This is a genomic window from Desulfatiglans parachlorophenolica, from assembly GCF_055394735.1.
The window spans coordinates 1,439,575-1,453,103 of sequence record NZ_AP042460.1 but is presented as its reverse complement, the minus strand read 5'-3'; the positions used below and the strand labels follow the sequence as shown (position 1 = coordinate 1,453,103).

Below are 13,529 nucleotides of genomic sequence, written 5' to 3'. Positions count from 1 at the left end.
ACTGTATGCATTGTGCTCTCTCATTCTTGCTATTTGATTCCAATTCGGTGCAAAATGTTTGTATTCATTTATATGATCATTGCTATTTTCATTGCAGTGATTAATAAATTTTCGTGACTTTCCAATAAATTACATAGCATATCCTTTCAGTGAATGCCGAATCGCCGGGAATCTATATTGATTTCTCTGAAACATGGGACACAATACATTGCACCATCGCGTTCAATGATGCGGCTTTTTAATGCTTGTTCTCGACATTTGCAGCAGGTTAGATAAACGCTGGTCAACTCCGTCGGGTCTTGTCGGGGTTCAACAGCGGCTGCAGCATAAAGATTTTCAGGAGACAGACTGAGAAGGTGTTTCACGCGACTGTCCAGCAGTCCCTGAAGTTGGAGCACGTCATCCAGTACCGCCTGATTGTGCACGATCCTTTGTTCGAGTGCGTTGTATGTTTTTTCGTCCCCGTAGAATTGGGGCAACAGTGAGAGTCTGAAGGCCGCGGGTTCGGCTTTGCTCATAAAGGTATAATTGTGCTTTCCAAAATCCATAACCCTAAGACGCTGGTTCCCGATCATGGCGCCCAACATAACTTGAATTGCGTCGAGAGCGGATGTCGAATTTTCAGTGATAATGGAGATGCCTCCTGCCAATTTTCCGTTCAATGACAGCAGTTTCTGCGCATATTGGCAGGCTTTGCCACCCAACACCAGATCTGGGCATAGGTGCCCATGAAAATCGACAACTCTTTTTAACGTCATATGGACGAGCATTTTTCTATCCTCCCGATACAGGGCCATCAATTCACCATCCGTCAGGATCCGAAAGGAGAGGACCCAGCAGCCCTCGTGGAATGGACTGCGATGATTCACAATCCAGGTGTAAAATTCAGGAAATAGACCTCGTCGCTGGCTGCGCAGATCAAAAACGCATTTTGAGGGCTTGTTTCATGCAATCTGAATCGGCCTAGTATCTCCCGGATCCTGTAGGTCTTTCCTGCAAAAAGAAAGGAGGTCGGCATCTGCTTGATATGGTCAAAATCCACCGGTACGCTCTCCTGAATATATTCCACCAACTCATAGGAAATAGAACGTAAGGCTTCCGTCCTTTCCATCGTCAGTCTCCTTTATGTGGATAAACGGGGTTGACGCTGAAGAACCGAGATACCTTCAAGGCCTTCTCAGGCAATAACCCTCTCGCAGAAAGCCGTTGTTTGATCTCCCCAACACCTTTCCACATTGCCTTGCGCATTTGGCCGGACATGCCAAAGCCTTCTATCTTGTAGGGTTCGATCCATAGGAATGTGAGGTCTTTCGGCAATCCTCCCGCCAGTTCGGCCCTCGCCAGAGCCTGTGCCAAAAACTGTATCGTTTGATATACATTGGCCATCCAGTCGACATGGCGTTGAAACACCTTATAGGACCACATGTGGAACCGGCCAGGTGGTCCGCCAAGAGCGAAAGCCCCGACAATGAGGACCAGGTCCGCAGCGTGGATCAATCCTCCAGCCCACCGCGGATCATCGCCCAAATAGGTGAGATGGACCGAGTCGCCAGGAATATCCTGTGCGAGGATCTCGATGAGGAAACTGCCGACTCCCTCATCCCCCTTCAGAACATCGCCGAGACCGATGATCAATGCATTTTTCAAGGTGTGACACCCCGTATCCACAAATCTATCAGTCCGCCGACCCGATAGCTTCATAAGGGTTGTTGCTGACGGATATCATCTTCACGCATATTTCCGATGTCAGCTCAATCTTTTTGGCTATGCTGACAAACCCGAATGAGCCCACCCACTCAGGATGCCGGTAAGGCTCAGTGCCTCGCTTGGGTCGCCGAATTGTTTCATGACAGGCGTATAGGAAAATGTTGAACCAAGCTTCTGTGTTTCATGAAAGGGCAGGGGCAGAGCCACCAGAAGATAGCCGTCGCGCGAAACAAAAGCGCTCATAAAATATCTCTTGCAAGAAAAGGGCTTCTTGCCGAAATTCGGTTCTTGAAGGTTGGATATTCGGACAGGTTGGCGTCCTTTCCACAATGGTGGGGCGGACAGGCGCTTCTCCGAGCCGTCATGTTGGAAGTCGGTTTTTCAGGACCATAGGACCTTCAATGCTATGTAGTTTCCATCCGGAAATGGTCTTTTTGGCGAATCTCGGCGTCAATCTGCACGTTTGCTTGTGCGGTGACCCACAGGTCGCCTCCGCGCAAACGCTTGATTTCCTTGATATTGGCCAAAAATCCTCCTTTCCGGATTGAAAACCGGCTTGTACCGGGAAATCATTTCCGGATGGATACTATGTATATATGGAACACCATGGTTTATCCGCTCATCAGGCGAGGGAATCCAGGACTTCTTGTAAGTCCCCTTTTTCAATAAAAAAGCCACTCACACCTTTCCCCTTCTGGGGGAACAGGCCTTCGTGGCTTTCAGTCAAATGGATTCGAGACTCTTTAAAACGAGGGAACTTCTGTTCCTATTTGCTAATTTAACAATATATCTTATACAGAATTAAATGGTCTCTGTCAAGGGTTTTCCTTTGTCAAGGGAATTTTTTCGTATGGCAGGTTCCCCTTGCCTGAGCGTTTTGAGTTCTATGGCGTTGATGTTGCTTGATAGGATATGCTGTTGGGAAAGGGACGGAATTTTTCACAGAAGTTTGATTGGAAGGGGCCGGATGTCGGAATATTCTGACTTTGGGAATTGGGCGAAAGCGAACATAGAAAAGAATTGGGGTAAACGATGTATGGATGTCCCAGGTATCCAGTGATGACTATGAAGGTGGGGGCGTAAGTGGATAACCGAGGGGCACCCAAAGCGCCGCTTTTTGAAGTCCAAAACGTGCTGCTAAGCTGCTCGAAGTGCCTCTTTTGCCCATGTTTTCTTTGTTTTGCAGTTGGTTATCTTGGTCCGAACCCAAGAAAACTAAGAAGTGGAAGCTTCTTTCGCTAAATACGGCTTTGCCAAGATGCGTTTAACCGATCTTGGATACAATTATTTGATCCAGTTCAAAATTGCGTACCCTGAATCATCGAATGCCAACCCGAAACTCCATGGAAAAATGTTATGAACCGGTACATTGATGTAACAGAAGAGGAAAAGGTGTCAACACGATCGAGTCTTTCCAAAGATCCTTGCCCATCGGAAATCGTTGTGAACCACGACGAAGAGAACGGGGAAGGGATGTTTGAGAATATCTATCTCAGGTCCGGCCTTCGGATGATTGTAGGCGACCGTGTAGCGTCTCGTGGCTTTCATATGGCCTATGAAGTCGAGCGTGCCCCGCTGACCTTCTGCTATAACCTTTCCCAGAGAATGCGAGTCACCATAAAGAGCGGCGCTAGAAATGAACAGGTGGTGGAACGATCGCCCGGAGACGGTGTGATAGCCTATTTGCCAAAGACTAAAGGCATGGTTGAGTCCCAGGGAGGCCGGATTTCCGGCGTTTCTCTCCACTTTTCCATGCTCGCTTTTGGAAAGCTGTTTGACAAGCTTCCTGGGTGCCTGAGAAAGTTGGACATAACCCACTATGGCACCTTTCGGGAACGACGGCTTTTTCGACAAAGTGCCTTCAACGGAGACACCTTTCTGATCCTGAAACAGATTCTTGAATGTCCGTATCAGGGAGAACTCCGCAGACTGTTCCTGGAAGCCAAGGCCCTTGAACTGGTGGCGCTCAAGCTATGGGAACTGGAAGACACCGTGAGACCGAATGCCTGGGAATTGAGCCGTCAGGACCTGGAGCGGGTGCGCGAGGGGCATCACACCCTTTTGGCCAGGCTGGACGAGCCTCCGAGCCTCACGGCCCGGAGCCGACTGGCAGGAATCAACCGCAATAAACTGAATCAGGGCTTCAAGCAGCTCTACGGGAAAACTGCCTTCAATGTCCTTCGTGATGCCAGGCTATCCAAGGCCCGAACCCTCCTGCAACAGACCGATTTGGACCTGGCCGAGGTGGCCTTCTCAGAGGGGTTGTCGTCTTTCACAATAATCTGACATTTTTTTTCTGATTATCCTGGACGATTGGTGGTGATTTTCGGGGTAATTTGGACAGACTTGTTTTCGATGATGGTCTTGGCCTTGGCGATGGTTCTATCGAGGTAGGCATTTTTCCTCCGTTCGCCCTGGTGATGATCCCAGGAGGTCCGTTGCTCGATGAGCAAGGACTGGATATCGTGTTCGGAGTACCCGCGTCTGAGGAGGGCGAGGATGTAGGCGAAGTCGGTTTCGGATTCGGTAGCGCGCACATATCTGGAGCGAGATGGAGGGGAAAGAAGACACACGGCCCCCCCTGTGGGGGTAAAGGGTGCTGCTGCATCCTTTACCCCAATTGCTTTCGATGCCCGCTTTCGCCCTATTCCCAAGGCCAGAATAATTCGACATCCGACCCCCTCTAGTCAAGCGTTTGTGAAAAATACGGCCCCTTCCCGACAGCATATTCTGCCAACCGACACTTTGATTCAATGAGGATATGCGAGGAGACCTCCGGGCCATAAAATTCAAAATAAGGTTCTATCTATTCGTAATATATATGGATTTTTTCCTGGCGCAAACCGAAAGGTGAGGATATTGTCGAAGTAAGGAAATGTGCAAGGAGCGCTTACGAAAGAAGCGCAGGCGGAGAATCCAGGCATTTTGTTGTTTGAAAGGGGCTTACCTTCAAAGATTGACATCATGGGCGCAATTTATACATGACGACATAGATGATAGTTGCGCATAATGGAAACTGTTGATATGCTAGCCTACGAAAGGAGATGGAGCATGCGCAAGTTGGAAATTACAGATCCCGATATCATGGGGATGGCGATCCAGGACGAGATCATGAGATCCAAGGAATCGCGTTATTACGGGCAACATAATGCATTTCCATTTCTACCACGTTGTCTGCCCTTGACCTTCGTCAGGAGATCTTCCCCCGGAGATGGAAATATTTGATGCCCCGGTAATACGATCATCGACTTCATGGCGTTCTGCTGGTCAGCCAGGGATTCAGTTGTGCGAAGGTTTCAGTCAACTGGCGCTTTTTCACCTCAAGGCTCTCACGGAACTGTTGAAAGCCGATATTCGAGACAAAATGACACAAAACGAACCGCTTTTCGGCTTTTGCTTTGGGTAGTGCAACTGATCTGAAATAGAGAAAAGGAGTGTAAAGATGAAACATTTTTGTCTTTTCGCAACTTTACTCATGACATTTGTGTTAACCGGAAACAGTTCGTTTTCCGATGAATGGGTTTTTGGTATGGAACCTGTCGAACCTAATGGGATGATGAGCGATTTATCGGTTTCAAACAATAGAAAATGCGGACCAGTGAATCAGATGGGATATGATGAGTTTTCTAACACTGAACTAACAGCAAAAATAATCAACCCTTTCTCCCATATTCAGGAATATTCCGACAGTTCTATAGCGTTCGAGGGTTCTGCAACTGGGGGAACGCCACCCTATTCTTATTATTGGGATTTTGAAGGAGCACCCGATTCATCACAAGAGTATCCTGGAAACATAAGTTTCAGTTCGGGAGGTGAGCATTATGTTTCTCTTACGGTTACAGACAGCAAAGGTAGTTCCGCAACTGACTGACTAATCGTATACAATGAAGATCCTGATAATTATTCTATTGGTAACCCGACGGACATAGTTCGAGATCCTGACACAGAAAGCTGCACAAAATTCAACATTGGAAACGAAACACTGGAAACAATATCTTGTGAGTATTCTACTAGTGAAGATGACGATTGTTACCATTACGTAGTCCATTTTCATGTTGCATACTGTGGAGCTGACCAGGGCCACAAGAAATTTTGGACAGGGATGATAGGGGAAGTGCGCGAAATATGGCTCTCAACAAAGAATATCACTATCGAAAAAGGGAGCATATTGACTGGAGTGCGATATCATAAAAGCGTGAACCTTTATGATACTGCTTATCTTAACCAAGCTTATCCTTCGGAAAGAGTTGCAACCTGCGATTGTAAATTCCCCCATTCCTCCTGATCCCCCTGAACCTGAACCATCGTGGAATACTGCTTATGAGAAATTAATCTTCGATTCACACCAGTTAAGAAAGCTTAGAAAATATCGGGACGAATTTCTTTCTAAGACAAAAAGAGGAAAATTGCTTGTAAATTTGCTTTATGAAAGCTCTGAGGAAGTGTTGGATGTACTTCTCAATAGTCCAGTCCTTATGGAGCAGGCAAGATGCATCATTCAAGACAATATGGAAGCTGTTCAATCCGTCCTTCGTGGCGATGAAGGTGTTTTGCGAAATACTGGCGGAATCGCTTATTTCTTGACGGAATTTGCCCAGGAAGCACCTCAGGAATTGAAGCTTCTGGCGATAGCGGTCGAAAAAGAAATGTTGCACAAGCAACAAAAAGGAGAAAATTTTTTTGGCTTCTGGTTAAATTAAGTTAAGTATGACTTGCACTTGTTTTAAATGGTTTTAAAATAGCATGGTGCAGGCACGAGTTTTAACTATAACATCTTTTGTAACTAATCGAGTTTGACAGCAATTCCGTAGTTCAAGTTTGAAGTTCAGAACTTCTGTCCGGCCGGGTTTTTTTGTTCGGCTCTTGAGGCAATTTTCAGATCCAGGACTGAATGCTTGAACTCAAAGGGGAGATGGATTGCTATGTTCAAGAGGCTGAGTGCTTTGATGATCCTTCTTTTGGTGACCTTCCTGCAGTTGCCAGAAGCCGGGGCGGTCGTGCCTCGTATCTTTTTCGTTGAACCCGCCCAGGCCGGCCTCGGCGGCAAGTTTCTCGTCAAAGGCGTAGGTTTTGGGAATCGGGGCGGTCTCGTGAGAGTGGGCGGCGCACCCTGTCGAGTGCTCCGATGGAGCAGCAGGGGCATATATTGCGTCATGGACAAGGCTCTGTCACCCGGTCCGCACGACATCGTCGTCAGGCCTTTCTCAAGGCGCTCGTTTCCTCCTTGCACCCTGCTGGACGGTATGAACGTCATGCCGCCGGAAATCCATACGCTGATGGGACCCGCCAATGTTGTGCCCTACGAGGAGGTGACGATTCACGGCGCCTTTTTCGGCACGCTGACAGGCACGGTGCAGATGGTCAGCGGAGAGACGCGCATTCCCTGCGAAATCGTCGAGTGGCAGATGGACCGTGTTACCGTGACCGTGCCCGATGCGCCAGGCGGCGTATATGGGATGGAGGTTTCAAACCTCATAGGGATCGCCTGGGATGACGACTTCCTGAACCTTGTGCCCGATTCGCCCATGCCGGGAGATTATGTGGGGGGTGACTGCTCCATGTCCGCCCTCAAAAACGCGCAGGCGGTGTACTATCTCGGAAAGCTGTGGCTGTTTTTCCCGGTCAACTACTCTCATAACATCGAAGCCATTGCCTTTATCCGCTATGATCTGACTACTGGGATCTGGGAGAGTGAATGCCATTACCTGAAACTGTCGGACGGCACCATGCCGGTGACCGGCAAAGGGGTGGTTCCCCTGCTGGTGCGTGACGGACTGCTCGTGTTCTGGATGGAGGAAAACAGCAGCTACCGCTGCGCCTTTCACCGTGAGGAAACCCTGTACGATCAGGGTAAAGGTGAGTTCTTCGTGGAGGATGTGTGGGACATCGGCGATCTTCCGTACATCAAGGATGCCACGGATGAACCCGCTCCGGTCTATAATCCCACCACCAACCGCCTCGAACTTTATTACAAACTCGCCAACAAGCACGTTTACTGGATATCGGCGCCTGTTCCACCTTCAGACCAACCGCTCCTGCTCAATTGGGATCGCACCCAACGCGAAGTGGTCTTTCAGAACGGGGGGGTGGTTTATACCGACAGCGCACCTACCGCCACATTTGTGCGTACCGGCACCGATCCCGGGACACAGGATCCCGTTTATCAGACCATGCTGGCTTACCGCGATACGGACAGTCACATCAACATCGCCTATCTCAATCAGAACGGCACGGGCGTCAAGCACAGTGCGCTGAATGAAAAAACGGATACCAACCCCTTTGTCACCAATACAGGCGTTGGACAGGTGGCCCTGGTGTGGCGGGGCACAACCGGTTACGTCAATATTCTCTATTACGACGAGGCGAATCCCGACCAGGGGGACCACGGCTGGGTCGACAAGCACAAGTGGGGAACCATGACCATGCGCCACCCCACTGCGACGGTGGCTTACGCGCCTTCGACCTCGAACGCCGGGGCTGATCCCTCGGGCGGGACGACTTACCCGGACCTGATCGGTGGCCTCTATGTCTTCTACGATCCCCTTTTGGGGCTATGCCACTGGCGAAAGGAAAAGGATCTGGGCTCCTGGCGCTACCAGGGTACCACGACGGTCGATTTCGACAAGGAGCTTTCTTCGACCTTCGACCAGTGCCCCATTCTGGGGGTGGTGGACGCGCCGCCGTTCGTCTACAACGGTGGGACGGTCGAGGAAAACCTGACCTGCCTGACCCTTTACAGGGACGACCAGGAAACCACCTCCTTCGAATTGGACTTAAAGGCGGGGGCCTTTTTCGAAGAGGGCGGGAAAAAGTCACCGATAGAAATGCAGGTGAGCGTCGGGGCGCACTATGCCTACGGCACGGAATTCACCCGGTCACTGGCGGTGAGCAACGCAAATTGCGCGACCGACGGGGCGGACATCATGTTGGTGATGCTGGTGCCCGTGTTCGACTTCGTGGAGTATGAGTGGTTCGACTACGATGAACACCCCTCGGGGAATACCGTTATTTCCATCAGTCTCAATCAGACGCTCTTCATACGTCCCCAGCAGTTCGCCGCGGACAGCTCCTACGTTACGGACTATCTCCCGGACCTGCCTACCCACGTGGCCGGTTGCGTAAACACTTACAAGGATGAAGATGTGCCGGACGGCGAAATCTATGCCCAGGCTTCTGCACATTGGTACTACGTCCAGGACGAAACCGCCATATCCGCTCAGTTGGTGTTGGAAGACTCTGTCATGGACACAGTGGGCGGTTATGCGAAATTCAAAATGGACGCCAAACTGGGGCAACTCTTCAAAGTGGGTTTCGAGGGTGAATTCAACGTGAACTGGACCAACGTCACAAAAGTGACCAGAGAGTCGAAGCTCAACCTCTGGAATCCCAAGGACAAGCAAGAGGGCGATGTGAGCGACTTCGACGTCCATGTTTACTGGATCGAGCCGGATGCGGATGGCGCATGGGTGCCTTCCTGCCGCAAGGATTCCGGAGACAGGCCATGGTACATCACGTATTCGGTCAGAAACATCGAGTACATGGGCGGGATGACAACCCCGGGTTGCGAATCGTTCGAGGACTGACGCGTGAAAAGATCCCCCAGGTGCAAGGCATCTCACCGGCCGGCATCGATTGTCAGCCCAGCCAGGTTCCCGGCGGTAATCGTGTCCAGGCCGAGTCGGTCACACAGATCGTTGAGGTAAAGGATTTCCTCGATGCTGTCGATCTCGCACAGTCCGCCGAAGGCATAGATGGTTTCATATTCCGGGCCCTCCAGCCGCAGGCCTTTGTGGAGGCCTGATTTGACCGTCGAGAGCCGTCCGCAGGCCATGAAACATTTCAGACAGGACCGGGGCTGGACGTCGCAACCCGGATGCAGTGCATCGGCATTGATTCCGGCTGTTCCCTCAAAACGCCCTTTCTGCCAGTAACGCGTAGGGAACGCGCCGATCTTGTTCATGATATCCATCAGCATGGACGTTCCTTTGGTCTTGTAGGCGATGACCTCCGGATTTTCCTTCGACTCGGCGGCCATCTCGGCGAATTTGCGCATGTTGCCGAGCATGTATGTTGAATGAAACGGCGAGCAGACCTAGTTTCCATCCGGAAATGGTCTTTTTGACCAATCTCGGCGTCAAGCTGCACGTTTGCTTGTGCGGCGACCTACAGGTCGCCTCCGCACAAACGCTTGATTTCCTTGATATTGGCCAAACCGGGACCCGCCGCGTAGCGGTGGGAATGAGCGGCGAAGCGGTGAAGAAAAATCCTCATTTCCGGATTGGAAACTGGGTTGTACCGGGAAATCATTTCCGGATGGATACGACCTAAGATGAGAATTTGGCTTACCGCATCGAGCTTAGGGCGGATTCGTGATGACGTGCACCCGAAGACGGGGCCGGGGACATCTGAAGAGCGCTTTAAGGTTGGCATTTTGAGTTCTAAAAGGGGCTTCTAAGCTCCTGGGAGTGCCTCTTTCGCCAATTTTTTGCTTGTTTTTCATTTATTTATCTTGGTCCGACCCCGACCTCAACCTGCAAACGATGCAAAAGTTCATGAAACTCAGCGTGCTTGCCCTCGCCGATACGTTCCCGTTCGAGTCGCTCGAATGCTTCAAAAAGCTCTGCGTCTTTATCCGGATCCAATTTGGCATCCGCCATGGGAAAAAGAACCGTGTTTTCCTTGTCGATATGTTGGCTAAGGAGTGCGACATATTCTGTAATGATCACCTGGGCCTCTTCCATGCGCGAGAGGACCCCGGACCCATGGCCTGACAGGGCGTCTTTGAGCCTCGCAACCAATCTGCGGCCCTGTTCGTGTTCCTGCAACATAACCCCGATGGGACCTCCTTCACGCGGCACACCAGCATTTTCCAAGGCTGGGAAAAGGAATTCTTCCTCCTTGCCATGATGGCATTTGTCGACGAAGATCGACAGGAAATCAAGGATGCCGGACAGATACTTTTCGTCCACGTCTTGGCCGTGTTCGAACCTGTCCGCAACTGCCTGCAAGACCCGAAGCATGATTTCAATGCCGTGGTGTTCGTTTTTGAGTTCCTCAGTTGCCTTCATCCTGACATCTCCATGAATTTTGGTTTATGCGCAGCGAGGCTGCTTCAGAAAGTCAACCTTGACGCCGCGAGGTTGCGGTCCAAAAAAATAGGGCGCTTATCCATTTTCCATGGTTCTTGGCAATCACATCCCCTCGATGATCTGGTCAATTTTTTGCGAACGGATTTTCTGGGCGATTTTCTTCACGGGCTGAATTTATTCTCAATGAAAGAATCATCCAAAGTCCAGGGTTTTTGTTCTCTGATGAGCGGGTAGAGAGGGGGTGGATTTCGCGGCCTGCGCCGCTGAACTTTTTCGCCAGGCCTCAATTCTGCAATCTTGCTTGTGCGGTCAACACCAACTCTCTCGCACTCAACAGATTGATTTCCTTGCTGTTGATAAGTAAGGCCCATTTCGGGAGTGAAAATTGCTCTTCCTGGGGTAGCCATCTCCGGTATATTCTGTTTTTTAAGGTCGAAAAGGTGCATCTAAGCTCCTGGAAGCGCCTCTTTTGCCGATGTTTTCTTTGTTTTTCAGTTGCTTATCTTGGTCCGACCCCAAAGGAGGAATGCCATGAGGACATACGATTATGACATGGGCATTATCGGCGGTGGGGCGGCGGGTTTGACGGTGGCGTCGGGTGCGGCCCAGTTGGGTGCCAAGACCCTCCTGATCGAGAAGGAAAAGGTGCTGGGCGGCGACTGTCTCCATGTCGGTTGTGTGCCGAGCAAGACGCTGATCCATACCGCCCGGGCCTATCATACCCTGAAAATCGCTCAGGACTTCGGGCTCCCCGCCCTCAACCTGCCGCCGGTGGACTTCGCGAAAGTGCGGGAGAGGATCCAGTCGGTGATCGCGGCCATCCAGAAGCACGACTCGGAAGAGCGGTTTTGCAGTCTTGGCGTCGGCGTGGCGTTCGGTGAGCCCGCCTTCGTTGACGAGCACAGCGTCCGAATCGGCGGCCGAACGGTCTCGGCCAAAAACTGGGTCGTGGCCAGCGGTTCCTCACCGCAAAGGCCCCCTGTCGAGGGGCTGGAGAAAACGCCCTACATCACCAACAAGGAGATCTTCTCCCTGGATCGGCTTCCGGCATCCATGGTCGTTTTGGGCGCCGGGCCCATTGCCGTGGAGATGGCTCAGGCCTTTTGCCGCCTCGGGACGAAGGTATCCGTGGTCCAGCGGAGCGGACAGATCTTGAGCAAAGAAGACAAGGACATGGCCGACGGGATCATGCAGGTTCTGGCTGCTGAAGGCGTCGTCTTTCATCTCGATGCCTCGGTGATCGGGGTCGGGGATCTGGGGCATGAAAGAGAAGTCCGCATCAAGACCAGGGAAGGCGTCGCCATCTCTCTGAAGGCGGAGCAGATCCTGGTCGCCATGGGACGCGAACCGAACCTGACGGGTCTCAACCTGGAAGGAATCGGCGTTTCATTCGACCGTAAAGGCATCGAGACGGATGCGCGGATGCGAAGCAGCCGGAAGCACATCTATGCGGCGGGCGATGTCACCGGGGCGTTTCAGTTTACCCATGCGGCAGGCTACGAAGGGGGAATTGTGGTGAGCAACGCGATTGTTCATCTTCCCAGGAAGGCCGATTACACGTTCCTGCCCTGGTGTACCTACACCGACCCTGAGCTCGCCGGCATCGGGATGAACGAAAAGGCGGCCGGGGAAGCCGGTCTGGAGTACGACGTATTTACGGAGGTCTTCGAGGACAACGACAGGAGCCTCGCTGAAGGGGAGAGGGTCGGAAAGATCAAGATGCTGCTGGACAAGCATGAGAAGCCGATCGGGGTTCAGATCCTGGGGCCTCGGGCAGGCGAACTGTTGAGCGAGTGGGTCGTTGTGCTGAACGGAAAGGTGAAGCTTTCCACCTTGGCCTCCGCGGTCCATCCCTACCCGACCCTCGGGGAAATCAACAAACGGGTTGCGGGCGCCTACCTTTCACCGAAGATTTTTTCCGACAAGGTGAGGAAAGGACTCAAGTTTTTCTTCAATCTGAAAGGCAGGGCCTGTGGGCTGGAGGATGGGGCATGAGGCCGCTCTTCAAGGCACTCTTGTTCGCAGCGTTTATCGCTGCGGCCGTCTATGTGGTCAGGTTTACGCCGGTGAAGGGATTTCTCACTGCCGACGCGCTTGGCCGGTTCCTGGACAACGCAGGCCTATGGGCGCCCGTCGTCTATATGGTCGTCTACGCCGTTGGGGTGTGCCTGTTTCTCCCCGGGACCCTCCTCACCGGGCTGGGTGCGGCGATTTTCGGTCCCTACTGGGGGTTTCTCTATGTGTGGGTCGGCGCCATGCTGGGGGCGAGTGCAGCCTTTATCATCGGCCGAACTTTGGGCAGGGAGTTTGCCGCCTCCCTTATCGGAGACCGACTGAAGAAATACGACGATGCCGTCGAGCGAAACGGCTTTGCGACGGTGCTCTATCTCCGATTGGTCTACTTTCCATTCACCCCCATGAATTTCGGCATGGGGCTCACCAAGGTCCGGTTCTGGGACTATGTGGCCGGCACGGGTCTCGGCATCATCGTGGGGACCTTCATCTTCACGTTTTTCATGGGAACCGTGAAAGAGGTGTGGGCCTCGGGCAACTGGGGCGAATTCCTCTCTTTCAAGGTGTTTTTCTCGGTCGGCCTGTTCGTTTTCTCATTTTTTATCCCGAAGATCATCCAAAAGATCCGGGGCGAGACTGCGCCGGGTCGGCAAAGGCCTCTCGATGATCAGCGACGGGCTGAAACAGGGCGGCTCTGAAGTGGAGGCATGGTTGGAGAGG

At 51.8% G+C, this 13,529-nt stretch carries 18 protein-coding genes; 10 read left to right on the top strand and 8 right to left on the bottom strand.

Features of this window, described 5'->3' with window-relative positions:
* Window positions 1–146: 146 nt before the first annotated feature.
* From ACZ500_RS06915 to ACZ500_RS06900, 4 genes are all read right to left on the bottom strand, one after another.
* The gene (locus ACZ500_RS06915) at window positions 147–770 is read right to left on the bottom strand and encodes an FmdE family protein (protein ID WP_464231774.1); all 624 of its coding nucleotides are present in this window, start codon (window positions 768–770) and stop codon (window positions 147–149) included.
* Window positions 771–865: 95 nt separating this feature from the next.
* Window positions 866–1,111: a hypothetical protein gene (locus ACZ500_RS06910; protein ID WP_464231773.1), complete on the bottom strand. Its 246-nt coding sequence runs from the start codon at window positions 1,109–1,111 to the stop codon at window positions 866–868.
* Between the two features lie 2 nt (window positions 1,112–1,113).
* Entirely contained in the window at window positions 1,114–1,647 is a 534-nt protein-coding gene (locus ACZ500_RS06905; RefSeq protein ID WP_464231772.1) for a hydrogenase maturation protease, read from the bottom strand.
* A gap of 117 nt (window positions 1,648–1,764) precedes the next feature.
* Window positions 1,765–1,950 carry a hypothetical protein gene (locus ACZ500_RS06900; RefSeq protein WP_464231771.1) on the bottom strand — a complete coding sequence of 62 codons (186 nt, stop codon included), beginning with the start codon at window positions 1,948–1,950 and terminating at the stop codon, window positions 1,765–1,767.
* A 182-nt stretch (window positions 1,951–2,132) separates the two neighbouring features.
* Here ACZ500_RS06900 and ACZ500_RS06895 point away from each other — a divergent pair, with 182 nt between their 5' ends.
* Window positions 2,133–2,255, top strand: a complete 123-nt coding sequence (locus ACZ500_RS06895) for a hypothetical protein (protein ID WP_464231770.1) — start codon at window positions 2,133–2,135, stop codon at window positions 2,253–2,255.
* Between the two features lie 808 nt (window positions 2,256–3,063).
* Window positions 3,064–3,993 carry a helix-turn-helix domain-containing protein gene (locus tag ACZ500_RS06890; RefSeq protein ID WP_464231769.1) on the top strand — a complete coding sequence of 310 codons (930 nt, stop codon included), beginning with the start codon at window positions 3,064–3,066 and terminating at the stop codon, window positions 3,991–3,993.
* A 14-nt stretch (window positions 3,994–4,007) separates the two neighbouring features.
* Here ACZ500_RS06890 and ACZ500_RS06885 read toward each other — a convergent pair whose 3' ends face one another.
* On the bottom strand, window positions 4,008–4,244 hold the full coding sequence (locus ACZ500_RS06885) for a hypothetical protein (RefSeq protein ID WP_464231768.1): 237 nt from the start codon (window positions 4,242–4,244) through the stop codon (window positions 4,008–4,010).
* Window positions 4,245–4,758: 514 nt separating this feature from the next.
* Here ACZ500_RS06885 and ACZ500_RS06880 point away from each other — a divergent pair.
* The 5 genes from ACZ500_RS06880 (at window position 4,759) to ACZ500_RS06860 (ending at window position 9,290) form a co-directional block, all read left to right on the top strand.
* Entirely contained in the window at window positions 4,759–4,932 is a 174-nt protein-coding gene (locus tag ACZ500_RS06880) for a hypothetical protein (protein WP_464231767.1), read from the top strand.
* A complete protein-coding gene (locus tag ACZ500_RS06875; protein ID WP_464231766.1) occupies window positions 4,919–5,113 on the top strand; it encodes a hypothetical protein in 195 nt (64 codons plus the stop codon). The genes ACZ500_RS06880 and ACZ500_RS06875 overlap by 14 nt, the downstream gene beginning before the upstream one ends.
* A gap of 36 nt (window positions 5,114–5,149) precedes the next feature.
* A complete protein-coding gene (locus tag ACZ500_RS06870) occupies window positions 5,150–5,578 on the top strand; it encodes a PKD domain-containing protein (RefSeq protein WP_464231765.1) in 429 nt (142 codons plus the stop codon).
* 334 nt (window positions 5,579–5,912) lie between these two features.
* A complete protein-coding gene (locus tag ACZ500_RS06865) occupies window positions 5,913–6,407 on the top strand; it encodes a hypothetical protein (protein ID WP_464231764.1) in 495 nt (164 codons plus the stop codon).
* Window positions 6,408–6,629: 222 nt separating this feature from the next.
* Entirely contained in the window at window positions 6,630–9,290 is a 2,661-nt protein-coding gene (locus ACZ500_RS06860; protein WP_464231763.1) for an IPT/TIG domain-containing protein, read from the top strand.
* Window positions 9,291–9,322: 32 nt separating this feature from the next.
* On the opposite strand, the gene ACZ500_RS06855 is transcribed toward ACZ500_RS06860, so the two are convergent.
* On the bottom strand, window positions 9,323–9,760 hold the full coding sequence (locus ACZ500_RS06855; protein WP_464231762.1) for an aldehyde ferredoxin oxidoreductase C-terminal domain-containing protein: 438 nt from the start codon (window positions 9,758–9,760) through the stop codon (window positions 9,323–9,325).
* A gap of 56 nt (window positions 9,761–9,816) precedes the next feature.
* On the opposite strand from ACZ500_RS06855, the gene ACZ500_RS06850 reads away from it, so the two are divergent.
* Window positions 9,817–10,035 (top strand): hypothetical protein, encoded by a 219-nt coding sequence (locus ACZ500_RS06850; RefSeq protein WP_464231761.1) that lies wholly within the window; start codon window positions 9,817–9,819, stop codon window positions 10,033–10,035.
* Between the two features lie 176 nt (window positions 10,036–10,211).
* Here the strand turns inward: ACZ500_RS06850 and ACZ500_RS06845 are convergent, their stop codons facing one another.
* Entirely contained in the window at window positions 10,212–10,775 is a 564-nt protein-coding gene (locus ACZ500_RS06845; protein WP_464231760.1) for a hemerythrin domain-containing protein, read from the bottom strand.
* A gap of 182 nt (window positions 10,776–10,957) precedes the next feature.
* Window positions 10,958–11,242: a hypothetical protein gene (locus ACZ500_RS06840; RefSeq protein WP_464231759.1), complete on the bottom strand. Its 285-nt coding sequence runs from the start codon at window positions 11,240–11,242 to the stop codon at window positions 10,958–10,960.
* 85 nt (window positions 11,243–11,327) lie between these two features.
* On the opposite strand from ACZ500_RS06840, the gene ACZ500_RS06835 reads away from it, so the two are divergent.
* The gene (locus tag ACZ500_RS06835) at window positions 11,328–12,791 is read left to right on the top strand and encodes a dihydrolipoyl dehydrogenase family protein (protein WP_464231758.1); all 1,464 of its coding nucleotides are present in this window, start codon (window positions 11,328–11,330) and stop codon (window positions 12,789–12,791) included.
* Complete coding sequence (locus ACZ500_RS06830) at window positions 12,788–13,507, top strand: TVP38/TMEM64 family protein (RefSeq protein ID WP_464231757.1); 720 nt, start codon at window positions 12,788–12,790, stop codon at window positions 13,505–13,507. Before ACZ500_RS06835 ends, ACZ500_RS06830 begins: the two co-directional genes overlap by 4 nt.
* Window positions 13,508–13,529 lie beyond the last annotated feature (22 nt).